The 16,362-nt window shown below is 65.4% G+C and carries 15 protein-coding genes and 1 pseudogene; 6 read left to right on the top strand and 10 right to left on the bottom strand.

Annotated elements, in window-relative coordinates; genetic code table 11:
* Nucleotides 1-14: 14 nt before the first annotated feature.
* The 4 genes from G6N68_RS17155 to G6N68_RS17140 form a co-directional block, all read right to left on the bottom strand.
* The gene (locus G6N68_RS17155) at nt 15-860 is read right to left on the bottom strand and encodes a DUF3159 domain-containing protein (protein WP_276068581.1); all 846 of its coding nucleotides are present in this window, start codon (nt 858-860) and stop codon (nt 15-17) included.
* 68 nt (nt 861-928) lie between these two features.
* Nucleotides 929-2,083 (bottom strand): MalY/PatB family protein, encoded by a 1,155-nt coding sequence (locus G6N68_RS17150; RefSeq protein WP_163718726.1) that lies wholly within the window; start codon nt 2,081-2,083, stop codon nt 929-931.
* A 136-nt stretch (nt 2,084-2,219) separates the two neighbouring features.
* Nucleotides 2,220-3,335 (bottom strand): NAD(P)H-dependent amine dehydrogenase family protein, encoded by a 1,116-nt coding sequence (locus tag G6N68_RS17145; RefSeq protein WP_163714642.1) that lies wholly within the window; start codon nt 3,333-3,335, stop codon nt 2,220-2,222.
* Between the two features lie 116 nt (nt 3,336-3,451).
* Nucleotides 3,452-4,297, bottom strand: a complete 846-nt coding sequence (locus G6N68_RS17140; RefSeq protein WP_163714639.1) for an SDR family oxidoreductase — start codon at nt 4,295-4,297, stop codon at nt 3,452-3,454.
* A 150-nt stretch (nt 4,298-4,447) separates the two neighbouring features.
* On the opposite strand from G6N68_RS17140, the gene G6N68_RS17135 reads away from it, so the two are divergent.
* Together G6N68_RS17135 and G6N68_RS17130 are read left to right on the top strand one after the other, a co-directional pair.
* The gene (locus G6N68_RS17135) at nt 4,448-5,443 is read left to right on the top strand and encodes an LLM class flavin-dependent oxidoreductase (protein WP_163714636.1); all 996 of its coding nucleotides are present in this window, start codon (nt 4,448-4,450) and stop codon (nt 5,441-5,443) included.
* Nucleotides 5,440-6,636, top strand: a complete 1,197-nt coding sequence (locus G6N68_RS17130) for a cytochrome P450 (protein ID WP_163714630.1) — start codon at nt 5,440-5,442, stop codon at nt 6,634-6,636. The genes G6N68_RS17135 and G6N68_RS17130 overlap by 4 nt, the downstream gene beginning before the upstream one ends.
* Nucleotides 6,637-7,042: 406 nt before the next feature.
* On the opposite strand, the gene G6N68_RS17125 is transcribed toward G6N68_RS17130, so the two are convergent.
* Both G6N68_RS17125 and G6N68_RS17120 read right to left on the bottom strand, forming a co-directional pair.
* A complete protein-coding gene (locus tag G6N68_RS17125; protein ID WP_163714628.1) occupies nt 7,043-8,038 on the bottom strand; it encodes an alpha/beta fold hydrolase in 996 nt (331 codons plus the stop codon).
* Between the two features lie 10 nt (nt 8,039-8,048).
* Nucleotides 8,049-9,380: a M23 family metallopeptidase gene (locus G6N68_RS17120; protein WP_163714625.1), complete on the bottom strand. Its 1,332-nt coding sequence runs from the start codon at nt 9,378-9,380 to the stop codon at nt 8,049-8,051.
* 193 nt (nt 9,381-9,573) lie between these two features.
* Here G6N68_RS17120 and G6N68_RS17115 point away from each other — a divergent pair, with 193 nt between their 5' ends.
* Nucleotides 9,574-10,590 (top strand): 5'-methylthioadenosine/S-adenosylhomocysteine nucleosidase, encoded by a 1,017-nt coding sequence (locus G6N68_RS17115; RefSeq protein WP_205351361.1) that lies wholly within the window; start codon nt 9,574-9,576, stop codon nt 10,588-10,590.
* A 2-nt stretch (nt 10,591-10,592) separates the two neighbouring features.
* On the opposite strand, the gene G6N68_RS17110 is transcribed toward G6N68_RS17115, so the two are convergent.
* Both G6N68_RS17110 and G6N68_RS17105 read right to left on the bottom strand, forming a co-directional pair.
* The gene (locus G6N68_RS17110; protein WP_163714619.1) at nt 10,593-11,435 is read right to left on the bottom strand and encodes a sulfurtransferase; all 843 of its coding nucleotides are present in this window, start codon (nt 11,433-11,435) and stop codon (nt 10,593-10,595) included.
* A 239-nt stretch (nt 11,436-11,674) separates the two neighbouring features.
* Nucleotides 11,675-12,421, bottom strand: a pseudogene (locus tag G6N68_RS17105) (DUF429 domain-containing protein); the annotation flags it as partial.
* 87 nt (nt 12,422-12,508) lie between these two features.
* Between G6N68_RS17105 and G6N68_RS17100 the strand changes: the two are divergent.
* The 3 genes from G6N68_RS17100 to G6N68_RS17090 all read left to right on the top strand — a co-directional run bounded on the left by G6N68_RS17100 (nt 12,509) and on the right by G6N68_RS17090 (nt 14,742).
* The gene (locus G6N68_RS17100; RefSeq protein ID WP_240355511.1) at nt 12,509-12,982 is read left to right on the top strand and encodes a hypothetical protein; all 474 of its coding nucleotides are present in this window, start codon (nt 12,509-12,511) and stop codon (nt 12,980-12,982) included.
* Between the two features lie 36 nt (nt 12,983-13,018).
* Nucleotides 13,019-13,411, top strand: a complete 393-nt coding sequence (locus tag G6N68_RS17095) for a DUF4190 domain-containing protein (RefSeq protein WP_163714613.1) — start codon at nt 13,019-13,021, stop codon at nt 13,409-13,411.
* Between the two features lie 107 nt (nt 13,412-13,518).
* The gene (locus G6N68_RS17090) at nt 13,519-14,742 is read left to right on the top strand and encodes a PE-PPE domain-containing protein (protein ID WP_163714610.1); all 1,224 of its coding nucleotides are present in this window, start codon (nt 13,519-13,521) and stop codon (nt 14,740-14,742) included.
* A 16-nt stretch (nt 14,743-14,758) separates the two neighbouring features.
* On the opposite strand, the gene G6N68_RS17085 is transcribed toward G6N68_RS17090, so the two are convergent.
* Nucleotides 14,759-15,493, bottom strand: a complete 735-nt coding sequence (locus G6N68_RS17085) for a hypothetical protein (RefSeq protein WP_163714606.1) — start codon at nt 15,491-15,493, stop codon at nt 14,759-14,761.
* Complete coding sequence (locus G6N68_RS17080) at nt 15,490-16,359, bottom strand: LLM class F420-dependent oxidoreductase (protein WP_163714603.1); 870 nt, start codon at nt 16,357-16,359, stop codon at nt 15,490-15,492. The genes G6N68_RS17085 and G6N68_RS17080 overlap by 4 nt, the downstream gene beginning before the upstream one ends.
* Between the last annotated feature and the right edge of the window lie 3 nt (nt 16,360-16,362).

The following is a 16,362-nucleotide window of genomic DNA, read 5'->3' as shown; positions in this document are numbered from 1 at the left end:
CGTCGAATTTGTGCTTACTTGGCCAACTTCGCCATGGCGCTCGCCGCGACGCTGCCGGCCACGATCAGCCCGACCCCGACCAGGAAGTCCAGGGCACCGGTGATCAAGCCCGCGATTCCGGTCACCACGACGAACTCGGGCAGCCACTCGAGGATCTTCACCAGCGAGGGCACCTCCGCCTGCTCGCCATTGGCCAGGTCGAACTTGGCGGTGGCGTAGTCGGCGTAGAACTCGGTGAACGAGATTGCGCAGAAGATGGCCGCCAACTGCAGGATCCAGCCGGTCCAGAAGTTGCCCGGGTCGTGCAGGATCGCGTCGCCGACGAAGCCGACCGCCGCCGCGAAGGTGAAGGCGCTGGCCCAGGCCGCGGTGATGACGCTGTTGATCCGCTTGAACAGAGGACTCTCCCAGTGCTCCCGCGGCGTGCTGTCCTTGGCGTAGGAGATGGTGAACGGCTTGCGGATCAGCAGGGTGACCCACGCGAACATGGCGAGCGAGAAGTTGGTGAGCTCGCCGGCCCAGGTCTCCAGGAACGTGGTGACGCCGCTGCCGGCTAACGCGCCGACCAGCGCCAGAGAGGCGAAAATCGTCGCACCGAAGATCTCCAGGCCGTGAATCTTTATGCCGCGGAAGGTGCCGATGAGCATCACCAGCAGCGCAAAGCCCAGCGCGGAGATCACGGCGATCTCGAAGCGGCCCGGCGTGGACAGGATCGCCATCAGCGCCCAAGGGGCAATGCCGGCAAACGGCGACTTGAGGAAGCTGTCAATCGTGTCGCCGATGCTGCGGCGTTCCGGCTGAGCGTTCGTCTCGGTGGTGTGGGACGCCGGCGCGTCGTGGGGGCGGGTGCTGTCGTTCATTTTCAACTCCTCGAGTGACCGACGTTCCGTTTATGACGTGTCGATATTGTCATGTCGACAGTGACATGTCAATACAGGAATGTTCTGAGGGCTCGGCCCATGCGGGTGATGGCTTCGGTGAGGATGGCTCGTGACGTCGCGAAGTTGACCCGCACGTGCCCGCTGCCGCCGGTGCCGAACACGTGGCCGGAACTGAGCGCCACGCGGGCGTGGTCCAGGAACCAGCGGGCCGGACCGGCGAGATCGGACACCACGGCCAGGCCCTCGGACTTGGCTTCCTCGATGCCGAGCGCGCGGCAATCCAGCCACGCCAGGTAGGTGCCCTGCGGTCGGAGCAGGTGAATTCCAGGCAGATGCTCCGCGGTGAGCTCGGCCAGCAGGGTTCGGTTCGCGTCCAGCCCCTGCAGCAGCGCGTCGAGCCAGTCGCCGCCGCTGCGGAAGGCTTCGGCGTGCGCGATGATACCGAGGTGGCTGGGGCCGTGGCCGACTTCTTCGGGCATCCTGCGCAGGTCGTCGGCGGCCTCGGGCCCGGCGATGGCCAGCGCCGCCTTGAGGCCGCTGAGATTCCACGCCTTGGAGGCCGATATCAGCGCGAAGGCGTTCTCGCCGCCCGGCACCGTCAGATACGGGGTGAAACGCGCGCCGCTCAGCACCAGCGGGGCGTGGATCTCGTCGGAAACCAGGCGGACGTCGAAGTGTCGGGCGCGCTCGGCGACCCCGCGCAACTCGTCGGCGGTGTGTACCGCACCCGTCGGGTTGTGCGGGTTGCAGAGCAGATAGGCGACATTGCCTGACCGGCCGGCCGACGTGCGGGCCTGTGCGAAGGCCTCCTCGAGCGCTGCCAGGTCGAGTCGGCCGTCCTCGCCGAGCGGCGCCTCGACGACGCGGCGGCCGTCATGGGATACGAAGGCGTAGAACGGGGCATATACGGGGCTGTTCACGATGACGGTGTCGCCGCGCTCGGTGACCAGCCGCAGCACTTCGACGATCCCGAGCATGACGTCGGGAACGACGGCCGTCCGGCTGATGGCGATGTCGTCCCAATGCCAACGCCGCGAAGCGAATTCGCGGACCGCCTTCGCGTACACCTTGCCGTGCGGGTATCCGGTGTCGCCGTCGTCGATGGCGCGATGAAGGGCTTCGGCGACCGTCGGTGCGAGGTGCACGTCCATCTCGGCCACCCAGAGCGGCAGCACGTCGGCAGGGTGCCTGCGCCACTTCATGCTCGTGCGCTGGGCGCGCAGTTGCTCGAGCGTCAGCTCCTCGAGTGGATTTGGCACCCCGCCTTTTTACCGCGAGCAGACGCAAACTCGTATAAATCCTTGGGGTTTGGTACAAGTTTGTGTCTGCTCGCGGGGGTTATCGGGCGGGGAGGTACGCGTGTTGGGGGATGGTGAGGGGGAGATCCACGGCACTCAGCAGGCCGGGTTCGGCGGCGACGACGTAGGGGATGGCGTTGACGACGCGCATCGCCGTGGCCACCATCGCGCCCGCGCCCGACGTCATATGGCCGACGCCGGCCTTGCGGGGATCTTTGAGCGTGGCGGCCAAGGTGCAGTCGATGTCGGGGTCGCCGGTGATCTGGATGCGGTAGGACAGGTCGCCGATGCCGCGTGGCCAGTCGGGGGCGACGTCGTGCGCGAGCCGGGTGACGTGCTCGATGGTGATGACGTCGCGGCCGTCGGCGACGCCGATCGCCTGCATGCGGATCGCGCCACACGTCCCGGCCTCGACCGTGCCCATCGCGACTTCGAGCGTCCGCTCGGTGACCGCGCGATCGAACGTCTCGCGGAATTCGTCGACGGGAATACCGAGTGCCTCCGCCACCAACCGGATTTGGCCCTGCCATTCGCCGGTGATGGCGCCGGGGAATCCGATCCACGGTTGGTAGTCGAGTGGCCGACCGAAGCCCAGGGCGTCGCTCATGATGTCGGGCACCCCGTAGTCGTCGTACAGACCGATTTCGTAGGCGTGGATCTTTTCCACGGACGACGACTGGGTGGACAGCACGAGGGGCAGATAGTCGGCGGCGAAGCCGGGTTCGATTCCTGAGGCGTACAGCGAGACCTGACCTTGCTTCGCGGCGGTCACCAGTTGGTCGCGCCACTCGGTCGGTTGGTAGGCATGCGGATTCACCAGCCGGGTGGTGCTGGTGGTGACGACGTTGATGCCGGCTTGGAGCAACCGCACGTAGTCCGGGATGGCCAGCGCGTCGCGTTCGGGCCCGCTGGCCGCGTAGATGATGCAGTCGGGCTTGAGGGCGATGAGCGCGTCGGCGTCAGTGGTTGCCTTCAGGCCGATCGGCTCGCCGTTGGCCAACTCGCCGGCGTCCTTGCCGTCCTTTTCCGGCGAGTGCACCCATACCCCAACGAGATCGAGGTTCGGACGCTGGTGGGCGGTGCGGATGGCGATGGACCCGATGCCCCCCGTCGACCAGACAACTACGCGATATGTCTTTTCTTCGGGATTGGCCATCGTGGCCCCTTCGGCTGCAGTGACGAATGGATACCGAATATTTGATCCGGAAGCTAGCAGCCGCCGTAGGGGCCGTCAACGTGCCCGATGTGCGGATACTCGAATAAGCGTGGCGCTTAAGCCAATTGGACCCGACCGGTGATGAGGTCCATGATCGCCTTGCCGGGCGCCCACGAGCCGGTGATCGACGCCATGGCGTGCCCGTTGTCAACGTTGAGGGTGATGCCGTTGATGGCGGCCGAGGCGGCGCTGTTGAGCATGATCATCGCCTTGCCGATGTCCTCGGGAGTCAGCACGGCACTGCCCGTGTCGTCGCGGAAGTCCTGGGCGAAGCTCAGCCACAGGTCGGCGTTCGCGCGCGCCAGGGGAGTGTCGGTGGGGCCGGGGCAGACCGCGTTGATGCGGACTCCCTTCTTCAGGAAGTGGTAACCCTGCCAGGCGACGTAGGCGTTAATCACCTGCTTGCTGAAACCGTAGTGGATGAAGCCCTGGGCTTCGCGTTCGGCAACCCAGTCGTTGGCCGCCTTGTAGTCGGGCGTGGCCAGGAAGTCCAGCACCAGTTCGAGGTTGTTCTCCCAGCCCATGCCGGCCACCGACGAGATGAAGCAGATGGCTGCGCCCTTGTTGATCAAGTCCTTTGCGAACAATCGGTCGATCAGGTGACGGTGCCCAATGAAGTTGACCCGCATCAGTTTCGGCCCGTCGGCGACGCCCGCCGCCGAGAACAGCGAGTCGACCGGCCCGTCGAGTTCGTCGACCGCGCGGTCGATCGAATCCTGGTCGCTCAGGTCGACCTGGATCACCCGGTCGACCTCATAGTCGACCGAGGCGTAGTCCGCCACGGTGACGTGCGCTCCCAGGGACTTTGCGATCTGCGCCGTGGCGGCACCCATCCCGGTCGCGCCACCGACCACCAGAACGCGTTTTCCCTCGTAACCCAACAAGTCTGACGCCGTTGTCATCGTTCCCCTTTTCCCTGGCCATTCGTTCGCCGACGTTACAGTATCCGGACCAGATGTAAGTTGCCAACCCTCCGCGGGCGTGGCGGTTGACCGCGCTCGCGGGTCCCACGTAGCGTACTGAGACAAATATTAGGTCGGCTAGGAGTCGCCGTGTACATGCTGCGCTTCGACATGCGGGCCCCGGCATTCGGCGCCAAACCAGAGGCGCTGTATGGCGCGGCGATCGAGATGTGCGCATGGTCCGAGGATCACGGCGGACTGGCCGCCGTGTTGTGCGAACACCATGGGTCCGAAGACGGCTACCTGCCCGCGCCGCTGATGTTGGCGTCGTCGATCGCCGCGCGCACCCGACGCATGGCGCTGAGTCTGATCCTGGTTCTGCCGTTCTACGACCCGGTGCGACTGGCCGAAGATATAGCGATCCTCGACATCATCAGCGGCGGACGGGCTTCCTACATTCTGGCGCTGGGTTACCGGCCGGAAGAGTATGAAATGTTCGGCGTTTCGCTCGGCGAACGCGGGCCCCTTGCCGACGAGAAACTTTCCCTGCTGCGGCGGTTGCTTGCCGGGGAGGAAGTGGTGCAGGACGGGCGGCGGATCAACGTGACGCCCAAGCCGCTGACGGCCGGCGGGCCGGCGTTGACGTGGGGCGGCGGCAGCGTGGCGGCGGCGCGCCGCGCCGGTCGGTACGGGCTGAGCCTGTTGGCCAACGCCAATGTTCCTGGCATGCAGGAGGCCTACGAGGCGGCGTGCCGCAAGCACGGACACCCGATCGGCGGGACGATCCTGCCCGACCGGGACGCGCCCTCGGTGATTTTTGTCGCAGACGATGTCGACCAGGCCTGGGCGGAAATCGGCGAGCATCTGCTCCACGACGTGCGGACCTACGCGGCGTGGAACCCTGGCAACGAAGTGTCTGCGGGCTTTTCCCATGTGGACACCGTCGACGAATTGCGCGAAGTGGGAGGATCACACGTGATCTACTCTGTCCCGGAAGCGATTTCACGAGTTCGCGCCGGCCAAGTGCTGCACTTGTCGCCGTTGTGCGGTGGACTGCCGCCGGAGATTGCGTGGCCGTATCTCAAGCGAGTGGGCGAGGTTGTATTGCCCGAAGCTGCCCGTCTAACGCGCGTGGAGACAGCATGACCGGCGCCGGCACGACCGAGATCTACTACGATCCATTCGATTTCGAGATCGACGACGACCCGTACCCGATCTGGAAGCGGATGCGCGATGAAGCGCCGCTGTACTACAACGAGAAGTACAACTTCTACGCGTTGAGCCGGTATGACGATGTCGCGCCCGAGCTGACGAATTGGAACACCTACCGGTCCGGTCGCGGCACCACCATGGACATCATCATGAGCGGCGTCGATATTCCGCCGGGCGTCATACTTTTCGAGGACCCGCCGCTGCACGATCTGCACCGGCGTTTGCTGTCAAGGGTTTTCACGCCGCGGCGGATGGAGGCGATCGAGCCGCTGACGCGTGACTTCTGTGTGCGTGCGCTGGATCCGTTGGTCGGCACGGGCAGGTTCGACTTCATCGAGAATCTGGGCGCGATGGTCCCGATGCGCACGATCGGTTATCTGCTGGGCATACCCGAGGATTCGCAGGCCGCCATCCGCGATCGTGGGGGGCGGGCGATCAGCCTCAAGGAGGGTACGTTCACGGCCGTCTCGGACGACCTGTTCGAGAAGAGCTATCAGGTCTTCTCCGACTACATCGATTGGCGGATGGAGCATCCCTCCGATGATCTGATGACGCAGCTGATCAACGCCGAGATAGAAGACGGCGGGGTGCTGCGGCGGCTGACACGGACCGAAGTGTTGATGTACACGACCATGATCGCCGGGGCGGGTAACGAGACGACGACGCGCCTGATCGGGTTCATCGGTCAACTGTTGGGCGAGCACCCCGACCAGCGCCGAGAACTGGTGGCCAACCCATCGCTGATTCCGATGGCCATCGAGGAGGTGCTGCGCTACCAGGCGCCCTCGCCCGTGCAAGCGCGGTATGTCGCGCACGATGTCGAGCATTATGGGGTGACCATTCCCGAGGGATCGGTCATGTTGCTGCTCAACGGTTCCGCGAATCGGGACGAGCGCAGGTACCCCAACGGCGAGGCGTTCGACATCCATCGCGGCGCCCCCCATCTCAGCTTTGGGCATGGACTGCACTTCTGCCTGGGGTCGGCGCTGGCACGCATGCAGGCCCGGGTGGCGTTGGAAGAAGTGCTCAAGCGTTGGCCGGATTGGGAAGTGGATTACTCCGGTGCACAGATGGCGCACACCAGTAGCGTGCGCGGGTGGGCGAAGTTGCCGGTCATCACGGGGTAGGGGTGGGGCTGGCGCGTCGGCCGCGCGGCGTGCGCTGCCGGCTTAGTCACATCCGTCACTTTGGTCTCTCCGCCAGGAAGGTGGATCTGTGCCCGGCTTGTAGCGACAAGCGTTGTGGCAGAGTGTTTGTCGCTACAAAGCCGGGCAGGAAGCCTGCCGGCTGGCGGAGAGACTGATGTGGTGATTGGGGCAGATGCGCCGACACCTGCGGCGTACGCTTCCTATGTCACATCCGTCACTTTGGCCTCTCCGTCGGGAAGGTGGATCTCTGCCCGGCTTGTAGCGACAAGTGTTGTGGCAGAGTGTTTGTCGCTACAAGCCGGGCAGGAAGCCTGCCTGCTGGCGGAGAGACTGATGTGGTGATTGGGGCGGATGTGACTGGCTTTCCGAACCCAGTCCTCAGCTGTCAGGACTTATCCAGCTGATCCACCAGTACCGCACCGTCTGGGCGGTCCCCGAGGGTCTGCAACTGCAGCGTGATGTCGTCACCCTGCGCCGTGATCCGGATGATCTGGGCAAGTTCCGCGGGTGCGTCGTTCTGCACATAGTGATCGGCCGTCGGCACCACCCAATAACGGCTGCGGCCAGGCATTTCCCGCAGATACGCCTGCCAGACATGGTTGGCCACGCGTAGCGGGGAAACCGAGTCATGCAGCCCCCAGATCAGGGTGACGTTCATGGGCAGCGCGGAAAGCTTTTCGAGCCAACTCTTTTCATCGGCTGCGCGCTCGCGCAGGTATTGAATGGTGTCGGGCAGGACGCGCATTCCGTCGTCGTGCGCAAAGCATTTCGCCAGGGCGGTCAGCTCAGGGTCTTCCAATACCCGACGCGGCATGAAGCAGGTTTGCCCGAGGCCGGCGGCCAGCAACTCCGGCGTCACTTCCGCGGCCGCGCGCCGTCCCGTCTTCGGGTCGAGCAGCGCGGTCTGAAAGGCGGTCAGATTGGACAGCGGAAGGTAGACGTTGCCGTTGGTGATGATGTGATCGACCGGCAGCGGTTGTTCGGCGTCGGCCAACAGCCCGAGCGCGATCATGCCGATGCTGCTGCCGCGATCATGGGTCAGCATCCGGTACTCGGTCAGCCCCCACACGGAGGTGATCATGTGCACCAATAGCTGCGCGTCGTCGTAGAGCGAATACACGTGTGGCTCCGGCGGCTTGTCGGACAACCCATACCCGGGGAAGTCCAACGTGTAGATGTCGAACTCGGACTCCAGTTCACGCGCCAAGGCGAAGAAGTCGATGCTTGACGTCGGGAAGCCGTGCACCAGCACCAGGGCGGGCGCGCCTTCGGTGCCGTAGCGCCGGGTGAACACGGTGACGTCCTTGCCCTCGTTGGCGGCCGTCGTCGACTTCCAACTCAATTCCGTTCCGCCGCTTTGCCATTCCTCGAAAATGTCCACGGTGCAAGCCTTATCCCAGAGCGAAGGTTACGGTAGCCAGCAGCAACGGTAATTGGTCCTGGCGCAGTTGCGGTAGGGGCAGTTGCTCGGCGCCGAGGAACGCGCCGCTGAGATAGTTGTCGGAGTTCCAGACGGCCTCGGTGCTGACCTGACCCTGGTAGCTGAAGCCCTCGATGACGTAGGGCAGTCCGTCGGCTTCGAGCAGCGACGGGCCGTTCATCAGCTGGAAGTGCAGGTGCGGTGCGTTGGAATTGCCGGTGTTGCCCAGCTTGGCGATCTGCTGACCTTTCGTGACCTTGTCGCCTTTCTTGACCAACAGCGAGCCCTTGTCGAGGTGGGCGTACATCGCGTACACGCCATCACCGAGATCCAGGATGATGTGGTTGCCGTCGACGTTCTCCACGGTCAGCTTGGCGGCCAGGACGGGATCCGACGCCGGCAGGATGCCGGGGACATTGGCTTCCAGATCGTCCAGGATCTCGACGACGGTGCCGTCGGCAACCGCATGCACGGGCTGCCCAAAGCTGACATAGCTTTCGTTCTTGGTCCGGTCGCCGGTGTAGAAGTTGCCCTGATCGTCGGTGCGCATCCAGTCGATCGCAAAGCGCTGGCTGTTGTTGAGCTTCATGTTGACCGGGAGGATGGCGTCGCGGTGTCCCCAGCCCGGATCGCAACAACCGTTGAAGGCGACCCAGTTGTTGCCCCGCAGCGGGGGAGCGATCTGTCTTGGCTTGCCGGCCGAGATGTCGAACGGGTAGCCCAGCGTGACGAACGGCCCCGCATCCTTGGCTCCCGGATGCGCCGCGCCGGTGCCGTGCAGGCGCAGCATCACCGCTTTCGGAAACTGTTCGGGCTTGTCCAGCGCGAAGTCGATGAGCAGTGTCCGCGACGTCTGTGGCGCGATGTCCGCATCGGTCGACGGTTCTTGGGTGAGTTGGCGTAGCCGGTTGCAGTTTCCGTAGTTGCAGGCGGGATCGACCAGTTGGACTCCGCCGAACGATGCCAGCACCTTGTTCGGGTCGCCGGCGTCGACGACATCGACGGCGGAGAGGGTGGCGGGTGCGGCGGTGGAGTTGGTGAGCTGTACGTCGAAGGCCAGGTGGTACTTGTTGTCGGTGCCCGGGAACGGGAACGTCGGCTGGCTGATCGGCGCGACGGTCAGCGGCGTGAACGCATCGGGCACCTTGATGCCCGCCACGGCATTGCTCGGCGCCGGAGCGCCCGACGGTGCGGATGCGGCCGGGCCGGACGGGGTCGAGGATGTGCACCCGCCGACGGTGAGTGCCAGCGCGATAACGGCCAAAGTCTTTCTGAGCGCGCTGCGCCCCCGCTGTCTCGTCACCCCGGTGAGCTTAGGGTGGCCCGCGATTGCCGTTGATGATCAACACGCGGGTCATCGGCGGCGTCGCTACCGAGCGGCTGTAACGCCCGGACATCGCTAAACAAAAGGAACGATAACGATTCTCGGCGGCTTCGCCGTGTCGCGCGACAATTCTGCAGATGGCCGTCGAATGTCCGCCGACGCAGGGGGAATCGTGCACAAGTCTCTCCGCGCGCTCGTCGGTGTGGCAGCCGGGTGCTGCGTGGGCGTCAGTGTCGCCGCTGCGGATTCGGAGGCCGATCCAGGAGACAGCCTTGCCGTGAGCGCCTGCGAACTGCGCACACTGGTGCTGACCGCCTTTCCCGCCGAGGCCGATGCGGTCTTGTCCCACACCACGCTTGACCCCAACCCAGTCGTTGTCGCCAATCGCAGGCACTTCTACCTCGGCACGCTCGGCGGCAAGAAGGTCATCGTCGCGATGACCGGCATCGGGCTGGTGAATGCAACGACCGCGACGCAGACCGCCTTTGACCGGTTCACCTGCCCGTCCGGGATCGCCGTTGGCGCCGTGATCTTTTCGGGTGTCGCGGGCGGAGCGGGTCGCGTCAGCCTGGGCGACGTGGCCGTTCCCGCCCGATGGACGTTGGACGACGGCGCCACGTTTCGCCCGGTCGATCCGGGCATGCTCGCCGCAGCCCAGTCGCTCGCGGTCACGTTGTCCAGCGTGAATACCCTTGGCAATCCGATGTGTTTGTGCAAGAACGTGCCCGTCGTGCGGCTCAACGACTTGGGCCGGGTACCGCAGTTGTTCGTCGGTGGTGACGGCTCCAGTAGCGACAACAACAACGGCACGGCGTTTCCCTGTGTCCCCAACGCCGGCGACGTCTTCGGCTGCCAACCATGCAGCGCCCCCGATCGCTCACTGCTCTATACGGGCAACTTCTTCAAGGACACCCCGGCCTGGTTGTTCAAGGGGTTAATCGGAAACCTGAGACCCTTCCCCCTGGAGAATCCGGCGTTCGATGCCGTCGACCAGGAGAGCGCGACGGCGCAGGTGGTCGCCGATGCGCACGGCACGCCGTTCCTGGCTATCCGCGGCATGTCCGACGGGCCAAACGACCCGCTTCGCTTGCCGGGCTTCCCCTTTCAGTTCTTCTTCTACAAGCAGCTCGCCGCGGAAAACGCGGCCCGGGTGGTCGCGGCCTTCCTGCAGAACTGGGTGGGAATCTGACGCTAACCGCGGGCGACTGGACGGGTTGGATCCGAGCTCCACTCCGACCACGACCCCGGGAACAGCGCCGCCTCGTAGCCCTGGGTGGCGAGCGCCGCGATGACGACCGCCGCGGTGACACCCGAGCCGCAATACGCGCCGACGGACTCGTCAGGCCCAATGTCGTTGTCGGACAACAGCCGAGCGAGCGCGTCATCGGCGAGGAAGTTGCCGTCGCCACTCAAGACGGCGCCGCTGGGCAGGTTTTTCGCGCCCGGGATATGGCCGGCGACGGGGTCGACGGGCTCAACATCGCCGCGGTAGCGTTCCGGCGCACGGGCATCGAGCAGCGTCACCGTCCCGATCTGCTCCGCCGACAAGGTCGGCTGGCTTCCCGTGTACAAATCATCCACCGGCACAATCACATTGCCGGGTTCTCGATGCACCGGACCGCTCTCCAGCGGCCCGCCCGCGGCGCGCCACGCGGCCAGGCCGCCGTCGAGGATGCGTACGTCCTGCAGTCCGGCGGCGGTCAGCACCCACCAGGCCCGGGCGGAACCGGCACGGTTCCAGTCGTCGTACGTCACGATCGGTGTGTCCTGGTTGACGCCCCAGCGGCGGGCGGCCGCCTCCAGGCTGCGTCCCGACGGCAACGGGTGGCGGCCGCGACCGTGGACGGTGTGGTCGCTGAGCTCGTCATCGAGCGACACATACACCGCGCCAGGGATGTGTCCTTGTAGGTAGGCGTCGCGCCCGTCGGGTCGGTCGAGGCGCCAACGCACATCCAGCACGGCCACCGGTTTGCCGCTGTTCAGCAGCTGGGCCAGCTCGTCGGCGGTGATCAGGACCTCGTGGCGTTGGGGCACAACGACGAGCCTAGCTACCGCAGTCGGTCGCGGATCGTGGCCAACTCCTGCTCGGCGAGCTCGAGCAGCACGGCAAGGCGACGGAAGGAGTCGTCGATCACCGCGGCATCATCGGTAGCTGGCGTGGCGCCGCCGAGCCTCCCTTGGACATCGGTCCATGCCGTCTCCACCGCCTCCAGCAGGGCCGCACTGCGCGAAACCTCGGGGCCGAAGAAGTTTGTGACGAGCGCGGGCGTGCGCGGGGTGGGTGTCAGGTCCGACGGCAGCGACGGGGTGATGATGTATCCGTTCGCGAGGTCGCCGTAGATGGTGACGTCGTCCGGTCGGCGTGCGGCATACAGCGCGATGTACGCGCACAGCACGGCGTCGATCGGGTCCTCCGCCCGGTCCAGATCGACCTGCCGTTCGGCCTGCTCCACTGCGTGTTGTAGCCGCGCCCAGTCGGTGCCGGCGGTGACTTGCATTCGCGGGGACGCATCGGCCAGGCCTTCGATGAGCCGCATGAGCTCGAGCAGCGCGGCCCTGCGGTCCGCGACGCTTCTGCCTCGCGCGCCCTTGTACTTCAGGGTCCGGCCCAGCCGGAACAGGACAACGGTTGCGGGGTGCGGGTAGACCTCGATGGCGCGCCGTTTCGAGGTCGAATACGGATCGATGTCCAGGCCGAGTCGTGCGGCGAGGCGGGCGCCGCGCGGAGCGTCGCGGAACCAGTCCATACCGGTGTTCGCCGAATGTGCGCCGGCGTCGAACTGCCGGAAGTGCGGGTTGAGTTCACTTTCGGCCAACCGCATGCCGGTCGGGTTGTTGACCACCAACGGCGCATCGATCCCGACCAGGCACGGCCCGTCGACGTAGGGCGCCAGCGCGGCCAGCACGGCCGCATCCGTTGTCGCCGCGTCAGCAAACTGCAAGAGACCTTGATCGTCCAGCACCGCGACCCCGCTGGGATTGCGTTCACCCCAGGCCAGGTCCAATCCGACGAAGTACATCTGCCAACCTCCCGCCAAGCACCCTAGTCTCAGAGCGAAGCTTTGAGGCGATAACCTCGTGGGCGGAATCGGGGTAGGGAGACCATGGTGAGGCGGGTCGACAAGAGCATTGCGACGGTGCTGGGGGTACTGGGCGCCCTGTGTCTGCTTCCGGTCGCACCGGCTCGGGCCGTGCCCAACACGCAGTGCGTCCTGACGACGCCGGTGCGGGAGGTGCGGAGCACCTCGGAATTGCCGGCCGAGCTACTCGGGCTGCTACCGCGCATCGCCGAGATCGGCGCGCCCTTCAACAAGACGGACGCGGTCAACGACGCCACACTGCCGTTCCGCAGGTTGATTCGGGCCGGCAGTCGCGGGACCGACTGGTTCCTCTGGTACGAACACGGCGGCTTCGACTACTTCTGGCAGGCCGTGGTCGCGCGCGTCACACCAGGTGAGGAGGCCAAAGTGTTGGCGAATGCGGGCACAGTGTCCGATACTCTCTGCACATTCACGGACGGCGTTTTCGCCGGAAAGGTGCCACCCTATCCGCAAGGCACGTGGGCTGCTGCTGGCTTCTAGGTCGCAACTCGCCTGGGCACGAAAGGACATCCAGCTATGAATCCGCAGGACCCGAATCAGCCGCCGTACGGAGGCCAGCAGTGGGGCGGACAGCCCCCCGGCTACGCGCCGGGCTACTCGCCCGCCTACGGGCCGGCGACTACCACAAACACCATGGCGATCATCGCACTCGTCGGTGCGCTCGTGTTCGCCCCGCTGGGAATCGTCTTCGGGCACATCGCTCGTGGACAGATCCGGCGCACCGGTGAAGGCGGACGCGGACTGGCCACCGCTGGCTTGATCCTGGGCTATATCTTCACGGGCATCTGGGTCCTCACGGTGGTGCTGCTCATCATCTTTGGTGTCTTCGTCGCGTCCCACGAGTCCGACTTCGAGCCGTCCTACGTACCGTCAAGCGACACCTCGGTGTTCTTCACGCATATCCCGTGACATTAGGACTGAAATCACATGTGTCACTGTGGTTTCAGTCGTCCCAATTGCCGGATGGGGGTCCGGGGCTGCGGTAGCCTCATGGCACCTAGTCGGAGGGGTCATCTGTGTCCTATGTCGTAGCGGCGGTTGAGCTGCTGACCACTGCTGCCGAAGATTTGGCCGCGGTGAGTTCGGCGATCGCGGCTGCAAACGCGGCGGCGGCAACCTCCACCACGTCCCTGCTGGCCGCCGCTGCCGACGAGGTATCCACGGGTATCGCCGCGCTTTTCCGTGCGCACGCACTGGAATATCAAGAGGTCCAAGCGCAACTCGTGCAATTCCACGGGCAATTCGTGAGCAAGCTGGTTGCCAACGCGGACGCCTACCTAAGTGCCGAACTCGCCAACGCGACGAACGCCGGTCCGTTGGCGGCGGCCAGTACGAGGATTACGGTCCCGGGGGCGACGCCGCTCTACTTCCCCGGGCTGATCACTCGGCTGCCCTATCTAGGACAGATATTCCTGCAGGGCGGGGTGGCAGGGCCGCCCACGGCGTCGCTTCTGCAGGCCTACGACCTGCTCAATTACGCCATCGGGCAGAACTGGTACCCCGGCACGGTGGCTCAGGTGGTGAACTTCCCCGCCAGCATGGGCATTGTCAGCGGCAGTCTGACCGCGCCGACGGTCAATGAGGCCGTCGCCATCGGGCGGGGGATGCTCCACGACCAGATCATGGCCGCGGTGGCCGACGGCACTCCGGTGCACATCGCCGCGCTGTCGCACGGAACGCTCGTCGCCAACCGCGAATTGGCTTACCTGGCAACCGCTCCGGACGCTCCAGCGTCAAATGCCCTGCAGTTCACCCTGTTCGCCAGCCCCGAGTTCGGCTTGTTCAAGACTTACCTGCCCACCGGGGCAACCCTGCCCATAGTCGATTACACGGCGCACGCTTTGGCGAACACCCAGTACGACGTCAACTTGGTGTTCGGACAATACGACGCCTGGTCCAACCCGCCGGACCGGCCCTGGAATCTGCTGTCGGTGGTGAACTCGCTATTCGGTATGGCCTACCACCACAACACCGCGGCGCTGACCTCCATGTCGAACGCGGTGGTGCTGTCCAGCGACGTCACCCCCTTGGGCGGCACGATCACCACGTACATGATCCCGTCGCCGATTCTGCCGATGTTGTTGCCGCTGCAGGATATTGGCGTCCCGCAGCTAATTGTCAACGGCCTCAACTCGATTCTGCAACCGATGGTCAATGCTGGTTATTCGTCGCTGGATCCCAATGCAGGGCCGTACTTCTCCGGTGGAGCGCTGGTCGGGCTGCCTCGGCTCTTATGGTGACGCTCGGTTTTCGGGCCTAGGGCCAGACTTCCCAGCTGATCATCGTCCGCATCGGACCGGCGAACACCGGCCGCACCACGCCTGACTGCCAACGCTTTTCGATCAACGGGGTCAGATAGGTGGTGGTGGCGATCGGGTCGTCGTCGAGGTAGACAACGGTGATGAATTGCGGGTCGGTGCGCCAGCCTCGTGGTGGGGGGTCGTAGGCATTTGTGGCGCCGAACGTCCAGGCGCCCGCGGTGCCATGGGTAGCGAGCAATTGTGGGTAGTGTTCGGCGCGTAGCCATTCCAGCCATGCGGTCGTGTCTGCGTCCGCGGTGGGTTCTTCGACGATCAGCAGCACACCACGGTGTGGGCGGAACGGCACGACCTCGGCCGAAACCAGCGCACGCGGGGCGGCATGCCACTGCAGCAGTTGGAGTCCGGCGATCTGCAGCAGTGGGCGCCAGACCGGGAAGCGTCCCTGGTCGCGGAGGGCTCGGCCGAGGGCGACGAAGTCGTCGATGGTCTGTCGAACGGGATCGCCGACCAGGTAGTGCACGGCGTTGCCGACCTGGCCCAACGGCCCTTCCGCGACCAGTCGGTGGTCCAGGTAGTCGCCGTCGGCGATCCACCGCAGGCCGTACACGATCCCGGGCAACTGATACTGCTCCGGCATGTGGTCGAGCAGATGCCAACGCAGGTAGCTGCCGTCGTCATCGGGCGACTCGGGTGCGGTGAGGCTGAAAATGCCTGCCTTGACGCGGTTCACGTTGTATTGAGCTCGGCGAGCGCCTGCAGGTTCTCCAGGTAGTGCTGCAGGGAGGTGCTGGCGAAGTTGGCGTTGACGATCGTAGCGCCGTGCGCGACGGTGTCGGCGATGAGTTCGCGACTGCGCTCGGGGTTGTCGATGGGATCGAGACGAGACGACGGCGCCAGCACGACGTCGAATGCGGGCGGAATCGTCAGGCGAGCCAGCCAGTCTCGGGCCTGCTTCAGGGGCACGCCGAACGGTGTCCAGCCGTCGGCCAGGTTGACCGCCCGCCGCAGCGATCGCAGCGTGCGCCCGCCGACCCAGATGGGGACGCGCTCTTGGACGGCGCACGGGTCCACCACCATGCCGTCGAATGAATAGAACTCGCCGTGATACTCGGGCTCTGTGCGCGATAGCGATGCCCGCAGCGCCCGTAGCGCATCGTCACCGCGGGGGCCGCGGTCGTCGAATGGGACGCCGAGCAGATCGAACTCCTCCTTGAGGCTGCCCACGCCGACACCGAGGATGAGTCGGCCGTTGCTGACGACATCCAAAGTGCCGTAACGCTTGGCGATTTCGAGCGGATGGTGGTAGCCGAGCACCAATACGTTGGTGGCCAGCCGGATGCGCCGGGTGCGTGCGGCCAGATACCCCAGCGTGGCCAGCGGATCCCAGTAGCGCGACCCGCGGCGGGCTTCACCGTCGCCGGCGGGAAGCGCGACGTGCTCGCTGCATGTCAGGTGGTGATAGCCGAGTCGGTCCGCGGCTTCGGCGACGTGCGTCAATTCCTCTATCGAGGCGCCATTTTCCCAGTCGGCGTTCATGCCCGGGACCGACGTGACAATGGGCGAGGCGATGGACAGCTTTGCGATGGGGGCGCTCATCGG

The sequence above is a fragment of the Mycobacterium bourgelatii genome, from assembly GCF_010723575.1.
Classification (GTDB): Bacteria; Actinomycetota; Actinomycetes; order Mycobacteriales; family Mycobacteriaceae; genus Mycobacterium; species Mycobacterium bourgelatii.
This window is presented reverse-complemented; position numbering and strand designations above follow the sequence as displayed.